General features: G+C 42.4%; 17 protein-coding genes. All 17 read right to left on the reverse strand.

From position 1 onward, the window contains the following. Positions 1-117: 117 nt before the first annotated feature. Complete coding sequence (locus tag CA598_RS10685; RefSeq protein ID WP_256989830.1) at positions 118-999, reverse strand: ROK family protein; 882 nt, start codon at positions 997-999, stop codon at positions 118-120. Positions 1000-1263: 264 nt separating this feature from the next. Further along, entirely contained in the window at positions 1264-3972 is a 2709-nt protein-coding gene (locus tag CA598_RS10690; RefSeq protein ID WP_094876483.1) for a hypothetical protein, read from the reverse strand. Between the two features lie 40 nt (positions 3973-4012). Then, a complete protein-coding gene (locus CA598_RS10695; RefSeq protein ID WP_094870529.1) occupies positions 4013-4864 on the reverse strand; it encodes a copper amine oxidase N-terminal domain-containing protein in 852 nt (283 codons plus the stop codon). A gap of 155 nt (positions 4865-5019) precedes the next feature. After that, complete coding sequence (locus tag CA598_RS10700) at positions 5020-6951, reverse strand: Mbeg1-like protein (protein WP_094876484.1); 1932 nt, start codon at positions 6949-6951, stop codon at positions 5020-5022. Then, positions 6951-7745 (reverse strand): hypothetical protein, encoded by a 795-nt coding sequence (locus CA598_RS10705; protein WP_143812142.1) that lies wholly within the window; start codon positions 7743-7745, stop codon positions 6951-6953. Before CA598_RS10705 ends, CA598_RS10700 begins: the two co-directional genes overlap by 1 nt. A gap of 76 nt (positions 7746-7821) precedes the next feature. Then, positions 7822-8961 (reverse strand): Mbeg1-like protein, encoded by a 1140-nt coding sequence (locus CA598_RS10710; protein ID WP_094876485.1) that lies wholly within the window; start codon positions 8959-8961, stop codon positions 7822-7824. A gap of 93 nt (positions 8962-9054) precedes the next feature. Further along, entirely contained in the window at positions 9055-9354 is a 300-nt protein-coding gene (locus CA598_RS10715; RefSeq protein ID WP_042125627.1) for a WXG100 family type VII secretion target, read from the reverse strand. Between the two features lie 23 nt (positions 9355-9377). Further along, positions 9378-9743 (reverse strand): WXG100 family type VII secretion target, encoded by a 366-nt coding sequence (locus CA598_RS10720; RefSeq protein WP_094876486.1) that lies wholly within the window; start codon positions 9741-9743, stop codon positions 9378-9380. Between the two features lie 39 nt (positions 9744-9782). Further along, positions 9783-13709: a type VII secretion protein EssC gene (essC, locus tag CA598_RS10725; protein WP_094876487.1), complete on the reverse strand. Its 3927-nt coding sequence runs from the start codon at positions 13707-13709 to the stop codon at positions 9783-9785. Beyond that, positions 13649-14476 (reverse strand): DUF5050 domain-containing protein, encoded by an 828-nt coding sequence (locus tag CA598_RS10730; RefSeq protein WP_094876488.1) that lies wholly within the window; start codon positions 14474-14476, stop codon positions 13649-13651. Before CA598_RS10730 ends, essC begins: the two co-directional genes overlap by 61 nt. Before the next feature lie 14 nt (positions 14477-14490). Continuing rightward, positions 14491-14721 (reverse strand): EsaB/YukD family protein, encoded by a 231-nt coding sequence (locus tag CA598_RS10735; RefSeq protein WP_179283640.1) that lies wholly within the window; start codon positions 14719-14721, stop codon positions 14491-14493. 17 nt (positions 14722-14738) lie between these two features. Next, entirely contained in the window at positions 14739-15236 is a 498-nt protein-coding gene (locus tag CA598_RS10740) for a hypothetical protein (RefSeq protein ID WP_094870537.1), read from the reverse strand. A 15-nt stretch (positions 15237-15251) separates the two neighbouring features. Beyond that, entirely contained in the window at positions 15252-15731 is a 480-nt protein-coding gene (locus tag CA598_RS10745; protein ID WP_094870538.1) for a hypothetical protein, read from the reverse strand. Between the two features lie 17 nt (positions 15732-15748). After that, complete coding sequence (locus CA598_RS10750; RefSeq protein WP_094870539.1) at positions 15749-15943, reverse strand: hypothetical protein; 195 nt, start codon at positions 15941-15943, stop codon at positions 15749-15751. 29 nt (positions 15944-15972) lie between these two features. Then, positions 15973-16854, reverse strand: a complete 882-nt coding sequence (locus CA598_RS10755; RefSeq protein WP_094870540.1) for a hypothetical protein — start codon at positions 16852-16854, stop codon at positions 15973-15975. Beyond that, complete coding sequence (locus CA598_RS10760) at positions 16851-17834, reverse strand: 6TM ABC transporter family protein (protein ID WP_094876490.1); 984 nt, start codon at positions 17832-17834, stop codon at positions 16851-16853. Before CA598_RS10760 ends, CA598_RS10755 begins: the two co-directional genes overlap by 4 nt. Next, on the reverse strand, positions 17812-19284 hold the full coding sequence (locus tag CA598_RS10765; protein WP_094870542.1) for an ATPase, T2SS/T4P/T4SS family: 1473 nt from the start codon (positions 19282-19284) through the stop codon (positions 17812-17814). Before CA598_RS10765 ends, CA598_RS10760 begins: the two co-directional genes overlap by 23 nt. Between the last annotated feature and the right edge of the window lie 3 nt (positions 19285-19287).

The raw sequence follows: 19287 nt of genomic DNA on the forward strand, positions 1-19287 counted from the left end.
CGAACGCAAAAAAGCACCACTCTCACGATAAACGCGAAAGAGGTGCTCCCTCATTAAATGCTATACTGTTAGATCCTACAATACCATATATTACCGAACAGTCAATGTCTTTTTATACTAGCTTCTAGCTAGAGCTAATGTAGCCAATCCAATCGCTCCAGCAAGCCCTGCATTGTCTCCAAGACCTGGTGAGACAACATAATTATCGATGTCGACATTAAGCGATGGATGTTGAACATATCCGCTCAATAACTCTTGCAGCTTAGTGCGAATTAACGGGAATAGGTGGCTTTGCTTCATAACACCACCGCCCATTACGATTTTTTGAGGAGACAGAATCAGCACATAGTTCATGAGTGCATGGGCAAGATAGTGAGCTTCCATCTCCCATGCCGGATGGTCCACTGGTAGCTCTCCAGCCGGTTGTCCCCAGCGTTTGCCGATCCCCGGACCTGCGGCTAATCCTTCAAGACAATCGCCATGATAAGGACAGTAACCCTCAAACGTATCCTCTGGATGTCTACGAACTAGAATATGTCCCATCTCAGGATGTGACAATCCATGAACCATCTGGCCGCCAACAACCGCTCCTGCTCCAATCCCTGTCCCAACCGTTATGTAAAGACAGCTGTCCAGACCTTTAGCCGCTCCCCATTTACTCTCCGCAAGCGCTGCACCATTCACATCCGTGTCAAAGCCGATCGGAACGTTAAATTGTTCAGCCATTGTGCCTACCAGATTATATTGTCCCCAGTGGGGTTTTGGTGTCGTTGTTATGTAACCATAAGTAGGGCTGTCCAGTACGGGATCAATCGGTCCAAAAGATCCGATTCCGAATGCTTCTACATTTTTCTCTTTAAAATAGTCTATTACTAGTCCCATCGTTTCTTCCGGTGTTGTTGTCGGAAAGCTAACTCGGTCAACAATGGTACCGTCCTCATAACCAATCCCACATACAAACTTTGTTCCGCCTGCTTCAATCGCTCCCAATAGCTTCACAGCAATTATCTCCCTTTCTCTAGTTAGAAATTGATACGCTACCCATACACAAATGAATAATACCATTAAAAAAAGCAATCACCAGCCCTAATTATACGTCGAATGAAGCGCTATCACAACAAGTATAAACGCCTTTGGCGTCCTAACAATGACGGTAGGCGTTTAAGCGAGAAATATAAGGATCATGTATAGCGTAAAACTTATACGTTTCTTATCTTTTAACAAAACACCCTCCATGCATCTTTGCATGGAGGGTGCTGTCATTTAGTTATTCAAGTCGTCGAACATGGAGCCTTTTACCGTAACCTCAATCTGATCCAGCGGCTTAATGCCGACCAGCTTGCCTAAAGATTTGTAAGCATTGCTACTCTTAGACAGCTCCACATCCGCCAGCCAAGCCTTGACATAATACTTGCCGTCTGGCATTTCAGCTGTAGTATAGACAGGAAGTTTGTCTTTGTTGATCGTAATGGTCACCGTAGACTTCTCTGTGATCTTGTACATATGCTGATTCAAGCCCACATATTCACGGTATTTGAAATTGCTGAAGCTTCCCAGTGTACTAGATTGTGAATAACCCTCTAGTATATTCTTCCAGAATTCATGGGTGCCTTCATCCTCTTCTCTATTCTGGGAATATGGAATTTCTTCCACCTCTTTAGTAAAGCTATCCTCAACCGTAAGTAATTTCGCGTTATTAACGCCCGTGTTATCCTCGACAGATAAAGCTGCTGGCTTTCTTGCAAAGTTATTGCCGCTTTTGCTCAGGGGTTCATTCCGGAGATTAACCGCAACCTTATCGTTATTGATATACATAAGATCCGTTTCATAGCGGAAAGAATTCGTAAGGTCCTCAACAAGCTCCTTATGGTCCTTCGTGTCTTTATCTGTGTCCTTAAACGTAACCGTCTCCAGTGTAAAGGAATAGGTTCCAACAGGGTTAAAATAATATCCCGATTTAATCGGATAATCATATCCTTGCAGCTGTTTATCGGTTGCAAACACGGCATTATCGTAATCAGATTTGTTATTCAGCATTTTTTTAGCGGTATCTCTGGCTTTCTTATAAGCTTTAGCCATGCTATTCTCAACCTTCCAGCCAATGTCTGCACTGGCCTGCTGTGTAAAGATCCGCTCGAATTTCCCCCTTACCTTCGTCCATTCCTTCAGGACCTTATTCTCATCTTCATGAGCCATCCAGCGGATTACATTATAAGGGGAAGGCTCACTTGTCCAGAGGAGCTCTCTGATTAAAGAATCTGCCTTATTCTTGTCTATTGAATTCTTGTATAGCTTCGGTGCGATTTGTTCGAGACCGTTATAAATATAAGTACGAATGGTTTTGACATCTTGCCCAGGTGTAAATGGAGCCGAAGTGGTTCCACTCTCCGTATACGTTTGACAAGATTCAACATCTTGGCCTTCTGCGTTCTTACTGGTGCTGCAAACCTGATAATCACGCGTATAATTTCTGCTCACGGTACCCTGGAAACTGATATTGCCCGACTTTTGATTAGGAGAGTACGGAGCCGGATTACTATACCATTTGCCGTTAACCGGATCATCGCCAAAATCAGGGCGCTGCAAACTAGCTATAATGTCGGGTTGTCTAATGATTGTACTGGCAGCCTCGTCAACCACCGGATTGTTCTTCACTTGGAAATAGCGATAGATAGCATCCGAATTATTGGTTACTTCCAAAGCACCGGTAGCATTTCCACTCCAAGTGAAATCAGCATATGGCGGCTGTAAAACAGCCTTAATTGCTGCGCCATCTGCTAACCCGAATTTCACTTTTCTCGATAACACATTGTAATCCAGATCAAAGGAGCCTTTGGTTGTTGGCATCGCGTTGACCTTCTTAATCCATCCGTAAAGCTCATTATTTCCGTACATGACTTCCTTAGGTGACTTCTGCCTATTCAGATTAAACTGGATGTATATATCTTCCTCAGGCATTGTAAATGTCGCGTAAAGAATTTTGTCCGCCGTATTAGCCGCAAGCGTAATTTCACCTGCTAATGTTGACGCATGACCGTGGTATCTTACAGGGATTTCCTTTCCGTTACTCGTGATCTTCCATGCGTAATCTGTCGTTTTCTCGATAGCGAAGCTAGATCTCAGTCTGATCCCGACGGTTACCTCTTGTCCCGCTACTGCGCCGGTCGGCATGGTTTCGAAATGAGGGGATAGGTCATTTGCCTGCAAAATAAACGGAGCGATAGGAATACCTAAGTAAGTAATATTTCCATCCGATCCTTGAATGTAAATCCTGCCTGATCCCCACGAAAGATATGTAGGGGGCTGTAGGACGTGAACATAATCTATCCATTGTCCACCTTTAGACGGGGTTGCATCCCTTGTATACACAGGTTTGTCTTTGAAATTGCTGTTTTGATTGTTGTACATAAATTTCTCATACAATTTCCCTGCATAATTCTCATTTAATCCCGTAATAATAGATTGTTCAAAAGTGCCTTTGGATTTCAGTAGATATTCGTTGTTCGTATTGGTATATCTATCAAAATCATTTCTTTGAATTCCTAGTAAAGCAGCTTTTAACCATGGTTCCTTAATCATGTTGAAATTCTGAATTTGGGTACCACTCCACCCGGCATACCAAGGGGCTCCTTCTGTAGATACGGAATCCCCAGTAACTGTATATCCAGAATAGGCATACATATTGTTTTTATAGGTCAACACCGGTCCATGGCTTTGTCCATAAACCATATCAAAATTAAATGTTTTTGAATCCATGTTTTTTTGCAACAAGTCTGTTCTTAACGCACCGAATCCCGATTGGATAGGATAATAATTAGCCTCACCATATAAATTTTCCATATCCTCATTGATATGTTTAATAACTTCTGCTGTTGTTGTTGGAATATTATCACCCGCCTCTGCTGAGACAACAGAAGTAACAAGCGTTTGAATGATTATAATGATAAAGCTAAACCATAATGATTTTTTCATTTAGTCACCTATTCCATAAATGATCTGATTATCGTTTACTTTACTTTTTTTGCAATCCAATTCCAATCTCGCCCATAGCCTGAGAATTAACAAAAATCTTAAACTCCTTTGCCTCAAACCACTTAAGCGGCAATGCATCACTTCTTTGCTTTTTGGTTCGGACATAATTCATGATGGAATCAACGACATTGCCCTCAATTTTTTGGCGAAGAATAGCTTCTGCTTCATTCATAGCTTGAACTGGATCTGTGCCTACCTTTGTAAAACTAATGCTAAATTGCATAATGATTTGGTCGGGTTCTGGGTCCACTGTCTCATAAACTACCATTTTCGATGCTGATACATAAGCTGGATCACTATTCGGTCCCATTTCTGTATACGGAATCTTAAATCCATGGACAGTCGCCTCTTTAGGCTCTGTTGAAGGCTTGCTGCTGCTTGGAGGAGGCTCATTCCCCGGAGTAGTGATGTAAACCGTCTTCACGGCATCATCCCATTTCACGTTTACGCCGAGTCCTTCATATACAAATCTCAGCGGGACAAACGTTCTTGATTGTTTAAATAGTGCAGCCGTATCCATTTGTTTCGTTTTTCCATTTAGCTCATAACTTTTTTTCCCGATATAGACACCCATTGTTTTGCCTTCAAGCGAGATTGTGGCTTTTTTAGCCTTACTGTCCCATAAGACCTTAGCTCCAAGTGCTTCACTTATAAAGCGAACCGGAAGCTGGACTCTTTGCTGAGCATCGATAAAAGGCTGTGCATCTGGAAAAATAACTTTTTCTCCATTTACTACTACCCTCAATGGAAGACTTGCTGCGAGACTAATAAAACTCGAAGAAAACAGGGTTACCATTAGCAAAACTACCAGCGAACTCATTAATTTTTTCATTTAACTGCTCCTCTCCATTTAGTAACCTTTAACTTTAGGAATCCAATTCAAACCTCACCCATAGCCTGAGAGTTAACAACATTGTTACAGTCCTTTGCCTCAAACCATTTAAGCGGCAATGCTCTCATCGCTTCACCCTCTCACTACGTCATCTCTTAGTTCAGGTACATAGTGTTAGTACTTGCACGGGCTGCTGCAACAATCTTGGATTCGATTTCCCGATATTTTGTTACGGTGTATCTTAGGCCTGCGGTTTTGCTGTTTATCGCTGTTGTTACACGACTTTTCTGTATTCGGACTTCATTGCTTAAACGCTGAACTTCTCTTAATTGGGCTTGAACATAAGATTCACTGTATGCTCCGCCCACGTTGGAACTTACTCCAGAAGCTAGGGACAATATCCTCTCGACAGCTTCAGCAATGTTTTCTTCCTTACGCCCCAGACTTTTCTGCAGACTCTCCAGTTTATCCATATTCGCCAAGATCCTGGCGCCTTGAATAACACTAGCAGATGCAACTGCAATCTTCATAATGGTTTTTGTTATGGTTGATTTGATTTTGCTGATCGCTGAATCTTTAATCGTGCGGACGCCAGCGATAAATTCATCCTTGGTTTTCTTGATTTTAGATTTTACACTTTGGAATATATCGCCCATTTTCTTCATGGCTTTGTCTTTTACACTAATCCAATATTCCTTTTGAGCTTTTACATATTGAATGGTGTTATCCACAAACCGATTGAAACCATCTTTTAATTTGGTCATAAAGTCGGATACTGCATGTCTCACTTTTTGTGCAAATTCCACAATTTTATCACCAATCAAATTAGTCACTCGAACAGCTTCTGTAACCATGTTCGTTACAAATTCAACACTTTGATTATAGAAGGAAACCACTCTCTCCTTAATGTCCTCTACTTTTTGCTCTATCCAGGGAATCACACTGTCCATGACAAAACCGATCACATAGAGCGCAACTAGTGCTTTTATAGTGCTGACTAACACGGCTAATGCTGCAGTTACGGCTGCCGTGACAACGGCAACAGGCCCTACAGTTACCATTAATAACCCTACTACTGCTATTCCCGCTAACGCTAAGGGCCAAAGATCCACTTCTCCATCTAATACTTTGAATACCCCTTCAACCATACTCACCTTCAGAACATCAGGGACGACCTCCAAACCAACCGTAATATTATGCACGAGGTTAGGGACCAAGGCCCGGGTCTGAGATTCAGAACGTTGAAAGGTTTCATTGTTCTCATCGATCTTCAGTGAGAATAGAGAGTGATGAGCCAGACCGGCCTCCCCTTCTGATTTGGTATCAATATAAATACCCGATGAGGGATTTTTAAATAAGGCCGGAACAATGTCATTTTTATTTCTGAACTCTTTGATTTGTCCGTTTTCATTCATTTCATCGATATTCGATTTGAACTTATTTAGCACATCTCCATTAAATCCCGGAGCATTGAAGGTTGAAGCCGAAACGAGATATTTACGCAGATCCTCCGGCAAAATAAAGGAAGAATATAAGGCCAGGTTGCCGCCGAGCGAATGCCCGGTCAAATATAAATCATAACTGCCGTCGGTCTTAAAGCTTTCCATGTATTCTCTGGCTTCCGCTTGCTGAATAGCTTCGGTGGAATATGCCGTAGTGCCGTTATTTTTCCAGTCATTGCGGTAAAGTGGGTTATCTATGGGTTCACTACCCCGAAAAGCTGCAACTTTTTCCCCTGTTTGGGTATCGACAGTGAAAGCAACAAAGCCTGATTCCTCTTGCTTATTATTGGAGACCACATTGGAGATTTCCCAATTCTGATATTTGGGTGTATTCATCTGCTGCAGCAGATGACTCCATTGCTCGTATTCTTTTTCTCCGTTAAGATCACTGGGATAACGTTCTTTTAATTTCTGCATACCCTCGGGTGAAGAATAGTATTTGATTACATCGCTGAGTGCAATTTTATCGCCATTATTTTTGTATTGATCAGAAAGCTTGGTATCTACTCCCTGCGAATCCAATAAATCTAAATAAACGAGCTGCGAAATTTGCTTCAGTTCTACTTCTGTAAGAGTATCGGCCATTATAGTCCTCCTCTCTGCTCCAAGCTCTTCACTCTTTTTTCTTTCCAGGTCTCAATAAAACCCAGAATTTTCTCGGGGGACTCTTCAACTTCACCATCCATTCCAAGGGTGTATCCAACTCTGGTCACCACACTTAGAACGCCTGACTTTTTCTCTTCGTCACTATAAAAATTATCTACGGTATCTTTTGATTTTTTAGCTTCCTCAAATTTCTCGTAAGCCTCTGGTGTGAGATAAATAATCGAAATTAGAGAATTAATGTATTGATTATCCGCAAGCTGATTAGCAAAGCTGAGATAATGTTCGGATTCAGCTTGCGAATTCATGTTTCCCTTAGCGTCCATATAATCATCTGCATTCAAATAAACTTTAACTAGTTGTGTGTTCATCGGATAATGATCCAAAAACTCCTTGTATGACATTCCAGTATCTGAATGTTCAGGGTAGGTTAACCCTGTATCGTTAGCTATGATCAGCTTACTGTCTGGCCAAATTCTTTTTGCTAGTTCTTGAATCGGCTGTTCTGCATTTTTGGCTACTGCCTGATTTAGATATTTGTCATATACCTTTTTCAGATCCTTAGTGATTTCAACAGGAACTTTTAGGGTCGCGTCATGCTTCGGTCGAACAATCGCCTTCAAAGTATTGTTGTTCATCGTTCCCCAGCTGCCGCCTATACCATCAAGAACAAATTCCTCACCATACTTTTCCTGCAAAGAACTTAAGATTTTCGTTTCCGCTTTCTCATCTTTAGAGGCACAGCCCATAAAGCTGAACATTGATAATATCAACATCAGAGTCCACACCTTCCTTGTAAAAAAAATTTTCATGCCGGCTTCACTCCTTTATGATGACATCCTATTAACTCACTTAGAATTCAAAATCCAGCTTCAATTCTGGATATTTGAACATTTGATTCATGTACGTTTCAACCACCTTATCAAGGTGCGCCGTCATTTGGCTGGTTAGTTTTTCCATACGCTCCATGAGGGCATTTGTCAGCTTATCCAACCATTCCTCTACGTGGTCCATCAGCTGATCCCCCACCGGACTGCAAATCAGAAGGATGGATAAGACAGCTTGTGTGATTTCATTTAGCTCCTCTGCCGTTTTCGCCGCCTCTAGCATGGCTGCTTCGGATAAATGTTCGTACTTCGCACGAATATCATCAAATAAGAAGGATTCCGGAATATGATTCATTTCAGTTCTCCACTCACTGAACTTTGCATCCAACATTCGATCATATTTGTGGGCGATTTCTATCATTGCACCCCGCACTTTCCCTACATCCAGCTGATCCATTAAGGTAAATATCACATACCCCAAATGATCAGATGCACGTTCGGTTAGTCCGACTGTATCTCCAAATCCGCTCATCACAGCATCAAAAACAGGCGTATGATCTTCTGTTAGCGTATTAATCTTGGACAACAAGGCATAGGTATTCCCTTTTTCACCTGTAATCACATTCCCCTTGGAATCAAAGGTATAGCGCTGCCAAAGGGAATCAGGGATCATGAATTCTGTTCCTTCTAGACCCGATTTAGCAAATACAATCTCTTCGTTATGTTTGCCTAAGGCGGATACTAGACTGTTGTAGGCCACAATATTTTTAACCTGAAGCTTTTCATTTTGCTTAGCGGACAGAATGTTTGCGATCCCCGGTGCGTCGAATACTACACCACCAATCCCCTCATTAACCGATGCTGCATAAAGAGCTAACGCTCCACCGATGGAATAACCAGTAACTAGGCAGTCTCCCTTTCCTTTGTTCTTCATTGCAAATTTTGAGGCTTCCTCCGGCATGCTGCTTTGGCCGCTTAGCAGAGACTGCAGATCAGCGAGCCAATCTTCGCCTTTATATGTAAAGATAATTAATCTATCGTCATGCTCATTTTTATAGGCATAGGCTGCTGCACCAGCAAAGGCTAGACTATCCGTTAGCTCAAGCCCATCTGCTACTTCTACAACGGATACCAGCTTTATGTATTGTTGTTCAGTCAGCTTCACTTACAGATCCCCCCAAGAAAAATCATTTCATTCCAATTAAAATCTACTAACAAGGCAGACAGTTTAAGATCTGCCTTGTTATGTATACCTGCATTATTTTCCGCGCAGTTTACTTGCCATTTCTTGCTCGGCTTGTTGCTTGATGTTAGCGATTTGCGTTAGGTTCTTACTGATATTCTCTACACAGAGAACAAGCTCTTTAAAACTAGGCATAAGTCCGTCGAATTGTTGTACAAACGCTGTTTGTGATTCCCCTTGCCACCAACCGCTAACCGCATGAATTTCAGTCTGCAATTGTTTGATAAGTGTATCCGCATTACTTGCTTTAGTCTTAATGGACTTAGCTACTCCTAGAGCCTGATCCGGATTAAATGTAAGATTGTTTCCCGCCATTTTATTCACCTCCTTTCAAAGCATTAATCTTTGTTTTCGTCATTACTTTTGGCTTTGCTTTTGTTTTCCAATTGTTTTTGTTTCAGTACCTCTTGTGCTGCTTTCTCTGCCAGTCTTCGCTTCTCTTCTCTTTCCTGTTCGGCACGGCTCACTTCTGAAGCCACTCTTTGAACTCCACTTCCGAGCCTATCTAGCGTTCTAAGCAGGGCCTTTATCTCGTGGTCCAGCGCATCGTATTCACTTTGAAACGCTTTAGAAGCTGTGCCAGTCCAGTAACTAGACGATTGTGTGTACTCGCTTTGCAGTTTTTTTGAAGTACTATTCACTTCATTGGCTAGTCTATGGATCTGTGAAGCCTTTCCCCTAATTTCTGATGGACTAACTGACATCTCTGCACCTCCATCTTAAACTCACATCCCCGCAGCAACTCAGTTGTCCTTGCTCAACACAGCGCATCTTAGTCCCGTGTATTTGTTCTTTACAATGAGATAGCCATCGCCTTGCTCCCCACTCTTCTCCTGGGTTCCATAAGGTAAAGACACATTGTACAGATTTTGTTCTTTCATTCTACCCAGCAAGATCCCGGTCTGCTCTTCTCTTATGGTCTTGCCCAAAGAATCCCAATTAGCGGTAAGATCACTTGTATTGTCTGCCGCTAGAACAGCTACCTTCATGCCGCGTTCTTGCTTCACAATCCGCTCAATCAGCTCATGCAGCATGTACATGTCTCCACTCGTAAATTCACTTAGGCGATCAATGACAAAGATCATTTGCTTCCACTGTTTCATCAGCGCACCAACATCACCGCCGGACATCCTGCAAGAGAAAAGCTCGTTGCGTCTAGATTCCAATTTATCCTTGATCCCATCAATGAAATCATCCAGATCATCCACGTTCGCTATATCCGTTACGAAAGGCTGCTTCATCAGTTCATAAATGCCCATAGCGGATGAATCCAGCGCATATACCTCAAGATCCTGTTTATCACTCAGCAGCTTCATCCACGATACAAGTAAAGTGCTCTTGCCTGACATAGCCTCTCCCGTTACCATCAGCACTGGTGTTGCGAGAAGGTCTACAAACACGGGCTGTAAATCATTGTTGGCCAAGCCTATTGCTAGTATCTCTGTATCCTTATTGAGTGCTCTCAGGTCAATGGTAGAAGGCATCATCGGAATTGGAGCTGCTCCGCTAAGATTCAAAGCTTCCATTCTCTCCAATAAGAGCTCCGTGGCGGTATGTTCATATTCAGGAAGCGAAGTCTGGAATTCTAAAGGCGGCTTGCCCCGTACTAATCCTCTGCCTGCAACCTTTACCGGTTCCAAGCCTTCTGTTCTTCCTACAATGCCTTCATATTCACTTTTCTCCGTCATTTGGAAGCTAACCGCCATCTTAAAGTTGACCGAAAATTTATATCTGACCAGAGCACTATTGGTAGCTGTAGCTACCATATAGATACCGTACTTAAAGCCTTCACGGGCCAGCAGCACCATTTGTGCGTCAAAGTCTTCGTAAGTCTCTGATAATGCGAAGTAGTTGTCGACCATAATTACCAATGCTGGCAGTTTTCGTCCACTTTTACGATAATCACTGAATCCCTCACTACCGGTAGCTTCAAATAACGTTCTTCGTTCCTCCATGACCCTGAACACAAAACGCATACACTGGTCAATCTTTTCTTCTTGCTCCAGTGTCATAACCCCACCGACATGAGGAAGCTTCTCCATAGCTTTGAGAGAGCTACCGCCAAAATCCATAATGTAGATGTTGACGTCATCCGGTGGATACATCAGAGCCAGCGATATACATAATGTTTTGAGGAACACAGTTTTACCTGTACCCGGCGTTCCATAGACAAACAGATTCCCTTCAGATGCAAAATCAATCTCCACCGTTTCCTGTTTCTGTTTTCTTGGATCATCCATAATTCCTACTGGCACACTGAGCAGCTTCTGCTGCTGAGGCCAGCTATTATTTGCAAAGCTATTCGTCAGTAATGAATCAAGGTAGACTAGTTCAGGCAACGGCGGCAACCAAGGTCCTTTTATTGGAGAAATCCCATATTGCTTGGCGGTCTCCGTAATGTATTCAACCATGGCATGCAGTTGGGAAGTAGAATCGTTTTTGGCGATTTTCTCTTCCTCCAGCGGAAAGATCTGCTCGCTTCTACCATTCAGGGCCACTTTGTAGATTCGTTTGGGCTTGTTCTCCTGTCTCTGCTGTTCACCCTTGGGATCATAATCAGCACCGGAATAAGCAGACTGGAATAACTCAAAGATCTCATCATTTCCGACCTGTATATACGCTCGTCCCGGCTCCTTAATCATGGCGGCATCTGGACGTTTAATAACATCCTTACTATCCGCTTCATCCTGTACCTTCAGACATATTTTGAATTTCGAGTTGCTCCATATCTGGTCATCCACTACACCAGCAGGCTTCTGGGTGGCAAGAATTAAATGAACACCAAGACTTCGGCCAACACGCGCTGTGCTCACCAACTCTTTCATGAAATCAGGTTGATCCTGCTTCAGCTCCGCGAACTCATCCGCAATCATAATCAGATGGGGAATCGCCGGCATATCACCTTTGATATTGTTGCTATAAAATAATTTCTGGTATTTATCAATATTATTCACGCCATATTCCGAGAAAACACGTTGACGCCGCATGAGCTCACTTTTAATAGATAGGAGGGCTCTCGTCGTTTGATTCCCATCCAAGTTCGTAATGGTACCGACCAGATGAGGCATTCCCTTGAATACATCTGCCATGCCTCCCCCTTTATAATCGATGAGCACAAAGGCAATATCATGGGGGTGATAATGAATGGCTTGAGAGACGATAATGCTCTGCAGCAGTTCACTTTTCCCGGAACCCGTCGTCCCAGCTACAAGACCATGGGGTCCAAACCCCGTCTCATGCATATCCAGATGTAAAGCTTCTCCACCAGCCCTCACTCCTATAGGAACGCTCATACCCATATAGGTTTTGTTACGGGTCCAGTTCAGCATTACATTTACTTCAGATACCTTTTCGTTCTGCAGCATTTCCATCAGCGTGATGGAGGATGGAAGCGAGAAATTAGCACTTGAATTTTTGATACGAAGCGGCGCAAGCTTTCTCGCCACCAGGTCCAAGTCCTTTATTTCTGTCTGGTCCGGAGTAAACACGATCTTCTCTCCGGTTAATCGATTGGCCATTTCACCGCTTTTTCCGTTCAAATGAATAACTATTTTACAGTTCATGGGCAAATAGGCAGAATTCTTGGCGATAAAAAGGGTAGATACCCCAATTTGTGCACTGCCGTTGTACAAATATTTACTGATCAGCTCATTCTCAAGCAAAGAAGTATCTTCTACAATAAAGAGATAATGCGGCAATACCCCGCCAACCAAAGACTTCATCTCTCTCTCCTTCAAAGCGCCATAAATCTCGGACAAGGTCTGATGGGCAATGGCCTTACCACATAAGAGAAATCTGATATTGAAGCCGTCATCCCATAGATGGGGTACAAATTTAAGCCAATCCCATTTCTCCAGCTCATCCTCCGTGGCAAGAACAATAACTCTAACATCGTCATAACCATGATGAGTCACAAGCTGAAGCAGCATCAGCTTTATAAGTTCGGCTGTCTTATCGCTTTCACCGGCAATTCCGCATATTTCGGAGGTTACCAGATTAACCGTTATGGGAACATTCGAGACCTTTTCGAATTCCATAGCCAATCTCTGCGGCTCCATCAAAAGCGGGTCCGTTTCAAGGATGATAGCCTGCTTAGTGTAATTGATATGCAGTTCCAGCGGTGCACTGCCCACTCCGATCCGCAGAGCCAAAAAATCATTATGGGAAGGCGTTTTTTCCCATAGCTTGTTATCTCTCCGCATAATCCTCTGCACACATTCCGCTGGCTCCGGACTCATTTCATTCATAGCCTTAATCTGTTGTTCGCGAGCAATGGATAATTCACTGCGCACATCGGTTATAAATTGGAGATACTTCTCTTCTCGCTCCTTCTTTTTCCGTTTATATTTTCTAATCTGCGTTGTCGCTCCTGTAAGAGAACCGATTAAGGTCATCACTGTAGTTGCAACCGAGATCAATAAGTAAATGGACTGTGAAGTCATCGCAATTAATACGGTAATAATCAACATCACGATTGGTGGAAGTAATATTCCGAACCAAGAGATTTCTGGTTTCTCATTGATCATGGGTGGATTAGGAACATCCATTTCTCCCCGGGGCATATCTGGTAGGAAACGGGGCTGACGACTGAATTCATAGCTCATTAGATCTACCTTTCTGTAAAGGTTATTGTCTCCGCCTCTCCACCAAATAGAGAGATTCGATGCCATTCACGACCACTGCAAAAATAAAGGTCATTGTCCAGAACATGCAAGAAATCAGCGTTCTCTCCACATATCCGAATACTGCCCCCATGCAATGGGTCTACTCGATAAATACTGTTACCGTTTAACCGGTTAGCACAATAAAGATATCTGCCATCCGTGCTCATACTAAGGACATCCATGTTGTCTACAATAGTTACCTTTTGACTCTCCACATCAAGCAGCGTCAAGCAATGTCTATTCTTAGGATCTGGAAAACATAGCTTATTTCCTATTCGGACCAGTGAACTTGTAGTCAATTCACTAATCCTTTCTCTATCCTCACCGGATTTTGTGCTCCGCTTAATCCCACTTGACGTAGCATAGTAGATTTGCCCTTCATACAAGAGAAAGCTCTCTACATACTCATCGATCAACTTCATATCGCGTTTCCCATTAGTAGCACAGCGATACAATCGATGGTCCTCTTCGTGAATATAGTAGATCCAATCTTCACATCGCCGAAGCTGATAACAGGGCTTATCTAACAAGACCTCTACCTGCTGCTTTACAATATCTAGCTTGCAGAGCACATCACCCTTTAACTGATCACTGTAATATAGAGAGTGGCCAGCCTCATTCATGAACCAGAACAAACCCTCGTAATGAATCGGCTCCGCTTGAGCATTCTCTCTGTCCAAGGAATAAGTTCCTGAATAATTCTTAATATCCGTAATAAAGATCGCTTCTCCAGCTTTCACAATTAATCCGCCATTTTGCAGGTTACCATTCATTTCATCACCCCTTCTCAGATAAGTGTGAGGAGTGCGCCATGGGCTACACCTTCTTGATCCAAGGTTTTATTATTATTTAATATTCTGCCTAGCGGCTCAGCTTGAAGCTTGAGGTCATTGCTCTTCTTTAAATTCAGGGAATCTGTTAGCATATCTAGCAAATCTTCTATCACTACAAACCCTGGAACTTTCAGATCAATTCGTTGAGCAGTATCCGTTTGAAGAGTCACCATGATATAGTCCATGCCGATAGTTCCTTTCATCAATTCTTAACGGAGAGAATATAATTTCTTTCACTAATTAATTGATAACCCACATCTCTTTCTGCTTCTTCAGCGAGCTTTAAATATCTAGTCTTAAACTTATAGGTCGCTTGCGCCTTTACATCTACTTCGGATACCTGTTGTCCGGTCTCCATATTTTCTTCATCAGAAAAATCTAAACTTACGGTAAAATCATTGTATCTTCCATCATTAGATGTAAATGTGAGTGTATTATCATCACGGCTTTGCTCCGATACATTGAGCGCACTCTCGAAAGCATCAGAGAAGTATTCCTTGAACCTCTCCTCGTTAATTTTTGCATCTAGTCCACGAAGCAGTTCATACTCCAAGCTCCGATCCTTGGCTGCACGGCAAGCATTAGAGATCGCAGTGCTCAACACTACCTTTTCTCGAAATACAATCCCCATCTCTACCAAAGGCTCTACAGCAATCGAAACCAGAATGATCGCTAATATCCCTATTGCAAGATTTCTCATTCAAAGTCATTCCTATCAATCCATATAGTAGTCCAGATCCTTATAATGCTTCAGCCCCGTTGTTGACATAGAGAATTGGACCGGGATTTCACGCTCGAGCTTCTTTCCCCATAAAGTAATAGAAAAGGGATAAACAGCCTTAATCTCGACTGTAAGCGGTTCACCTCTTTGCCGATACGGTTTGTTCATTTCATTCCATTCGTAATAGGAGGTTTCATCATCATTTCCAATTGCATCATCTTGATCCACATTAGTGACTGTAATGGAAATATCATCAGCCTTATCCCGGTAAATAGGGCGCTCCTGTAATCTCTCCATAGCATCCTCATAATACGATTCCTTCAGGTAGTTATCTCCTGCTACAATCTGTGAGACACTATAGGTCTCCGTCACTAGCGTTAAATACCATGGAAAAAAGAAAGCCAAATTCACAAACAGCAAAATCGTAACCGATGTCAGGATGGTAAGTAGTACTGCCTTTGCTATCCCTTGCATTATGCTTTCACCCCAAATTAGCTAACCATCTTTTTAATCAAATCTTCAAATAAAAATGTCCAGATATCATCTATCCATCCGACTAGCGCGCCGTCTTTCAAATAAGTAACTACCACGCCAATTACAATGATAACGCCGACCGTAATCGCGATTTGCTTGATGCCTACTTCTCCTTTTTCCTCCACTAGCAATCCCTTTAGATCTGTTTTCATTCGTGTATCCCCCTATAAATAAATTTGACTTATTGAAACATCTTCATTGAACTCAGAATGGTAAATAGATAGTACATAACGATATAAATAGCCAATACTATAATAAGTAGAAATTGGATTCTTGCACTGCTTCGCTGCCTAGTCTCCAGCTCTTCTTCCAATGCCCTGATTCTGAAGCCATCCAGTTCATTCTTGAGATACGCCATCTGAGACACATTATCGTACCCTTTAAGCCTAGTCTCCATAATGTCGCAGAACTTGATCACATAATGCATTGGAATTCGTTTCTTCAGCTGCTTAAAAGCAAATTCCTCTCCGTAATCAATATTGTCGAGCATCACACCAAGCTCCTCCGCAATATCCGGATTGGCACTTGGAATGTAATCCTTTAGGACATCCGAGAAATGAATATTGACCGACTTTGTATATTGGTAGTAGACCATACTATAAAAGGCTGGGAAATCCAGTGATATATTTTTGTTCTTCTTATCAATAATCTTCTCCAGCTCCACTACAGGGTAGAGCCAGCCCAGCATGATGAAAATGGCGGAGACACAGCCAAGCAGGATGTTGACCTTCCATAACAGCAGCATGATCACAATAGCAACTAACGTGTACATCAATTGTTCAGTGCGTATTTCCTCCGGGGTCTTCTGAAGATCCAGCCGATCAATGATTTTCTTGAATCTGAGTCTTTCCGCACTGCCTAAAAGCCCTTTAATATATTTCTTGGCAATCCTACGTTTATATTGGCTGAACCTCTCTTGGAACGCCGCATTTTTACGCTGCTTCATATAATGACGTGCACGCTTTTTCTGTTTTCGGCTCACCGGTTTGAAAAAGGGATACAACAGAATCTTGATCAAATACAGGATAGAGAGCATAGCAATAAGCTTTACCAGGAATATCATCTGCGCTCACCACCCGTACCGACGTTTCCTTGGAGCACCTGGCTCCGTGCAAAGCTTAAACAAATGACACTAATCAGAACAGTGTTAATCAATTTCCCCACATTACTTACTAACATAAATTGTCTGAAATCCTTTACTGTCAATGCATATAAGAAAAACAGCACAATGATTCCTGTCTTAAACATAAAATCACGATTCATCTTTCTGAAAATCCGTTCCTTCTTGGAGTTAATCTCGCGCAGCACGGCATTTTCATCTACAATATCGAGAAAAATGTCTGCCATTCCTTTTCTCTCGTTATATTCGAAGACAACCGCTTTTTTCGTGAAATTATCGAATTTAGGGCCAAGCTGTCTATTTAATAGCGTAATGGCTTGCTTAAAGGAATAGCCGTTGTTATCGCAATTATCTATAAACTGCTGGAAATATGGCCTAAGGTTAGGACTGATATATTCCTCGCTCTCCATCACCTTTTTAATCGCAACAAGTACACCTTCACGGGCCAGTGGGCAAATTACATCTTCGGCATCCATAATGTTCTCCAGCCGTTCCGTCTGAATGGCTCTAGACTGCATTACAAAAAAGGTGAACAAGCATACAAAGATTGAAATGGTGATTACAACAGAAAGCGTAACACTATTCATGAGCAGCACTACTAACAAAGCTATAATTGCGAAACAAATGCACAACATCGAGGTAAAACTCTCTAGGGTAAATGGCATATTAAAATCCAAAATCAGGCCCTCTACCATTCGATTGTATTTCGCATAAATATTTTCCTTCTGCCTGACGATTCGTTCCTTCTTGATACGGTCGACATAACGCTTCGTATTATACTTGCCTAGGTACTCTGCGAGGGTATCCATAACGTCGAGAACATATCTTATAGCCCCTTGAAAAAACTTGACCTCAAAAATGGCGTTAAATAGTACAAATGCAGCCGTACCTAGAAGTAGACTAATGATTAAAGTTGTATTCATCGAATTCGTACACCTCTGTTTCGCTCTCCAAAGGATCCTTGGTAAAGAACTCAAATCTGCTCCTCTTAATTCCAGCCTTTAGCATAAGCTGTTGTACCTTCTCAGAGATCTTACCTACACGTAAATGTCTGCCGACAATTCTAAGCGTCTTCTTACCGTCGATCATCTCTTCAATAACGTCATCACAATCAAATCGGTAAATTTGATTAATCAGTGGATTCAAGCCATCCGAGCCCAAAATTTCTGAAATAGAAGTCACTTTACGAGTGCCATCTGCCAGTTTCTCTTGAAAAATCACGAACTTCACAGCACTGCAAATATTCCGAAGTGCAAGCTCCGCTGGCTCATTAGAGGCCATTAGATAAGCCGTAAGAAATCTGAAGATTGCTTCCTTATCTCCCTCCGCATGAAGTGTGGAAAAGAAATAATGTCCCGTCTGTGCGGCTCGGAGCGCTGTGGCAAATTCACCGGGTGTTCGAAGCTCCCCTGGTCCAATCCAGTGAGGCGACTGTCTCATTGCATTAATCAGCAAATTTTCCATCGTTGCTGGGCTGGAGTCATCATCATCAGGGACCGATTCATATTGCAGAACATCATTCATCACTCTGCCGTGTTCGCTATTATCTTCTCTTTGGACCAATCTCATCTCCGAAGGATTCTCGATGGTAATTATCCTAGATAAAGGATTGATCTCCTTCACAAGAATTTCATTTAACGTAGTCTTTCCGCTTCCTGTCGGTCCCACAGTAATCCAAGACAAATCTGATTTCGGGATCAACGACAACAGCTTATACATATTGGATGAGAAGGATTTATTCTCGATCAGCATTTTTGGAACAATACTTTTCTTACTAAACTTCCGAATTACAAAAGCCGGTTGATCATACGGTGAAATCTCCGCATGTGTGGCATTCACTCGATACCCTTCAATTGTTCTGGCATTTACCATTGGGATCTTAGGAATCAGTCGTACCTTGGAGACACCTATGAGCTTAGATATAATTCGTTCCATATGATCACGGTCTGTGAACTGTTGATCCCACTGCAGACTTCTTCCGCCGCTCTCCACAAAGATTTGATCAGGGCCATTGGCTCTAATTTCATCAATGCTGGGATCCTCCATGGCTTTGGTGATAGGTCCATAATGCGTAATTTCATTCGTTAGGGCATTTTTTAATTCTGCTAGATCATAATATCCCTCGACCGAAGGTTTCTGTGCGTCGACAAATTCGTTTATGTATGCCTTCGTCATTTCCCGTTTTCGAGCTGGGTCATTCTCCCGCCTATAAGCGTGTGTTGTTACTTTAGTAATATACTTTTGACATAACTCCAAAGCCTCATCAAAGCTTATAGTCGTATATTTAGTGGTCAGATCCTCCATGTTCTCCTTCGGACCTACCTGATGCAGTACCTTTTGCTGCATATCGCTAATTTTCCCACGTGTCAGCAAGTG

Origin of the sequence: Paenibacillus sp. VTT E-133291 (assembly GCF_002264395.1) — a bacterium.
GTDB classification, from domain to species: domain Bacteria; phylum Bacillota; class Bacilli; order Paenibacillales; family Paenibacillaceae; genus Paenibacillus_AQ; species Paenibacillus_AQ nitricinens.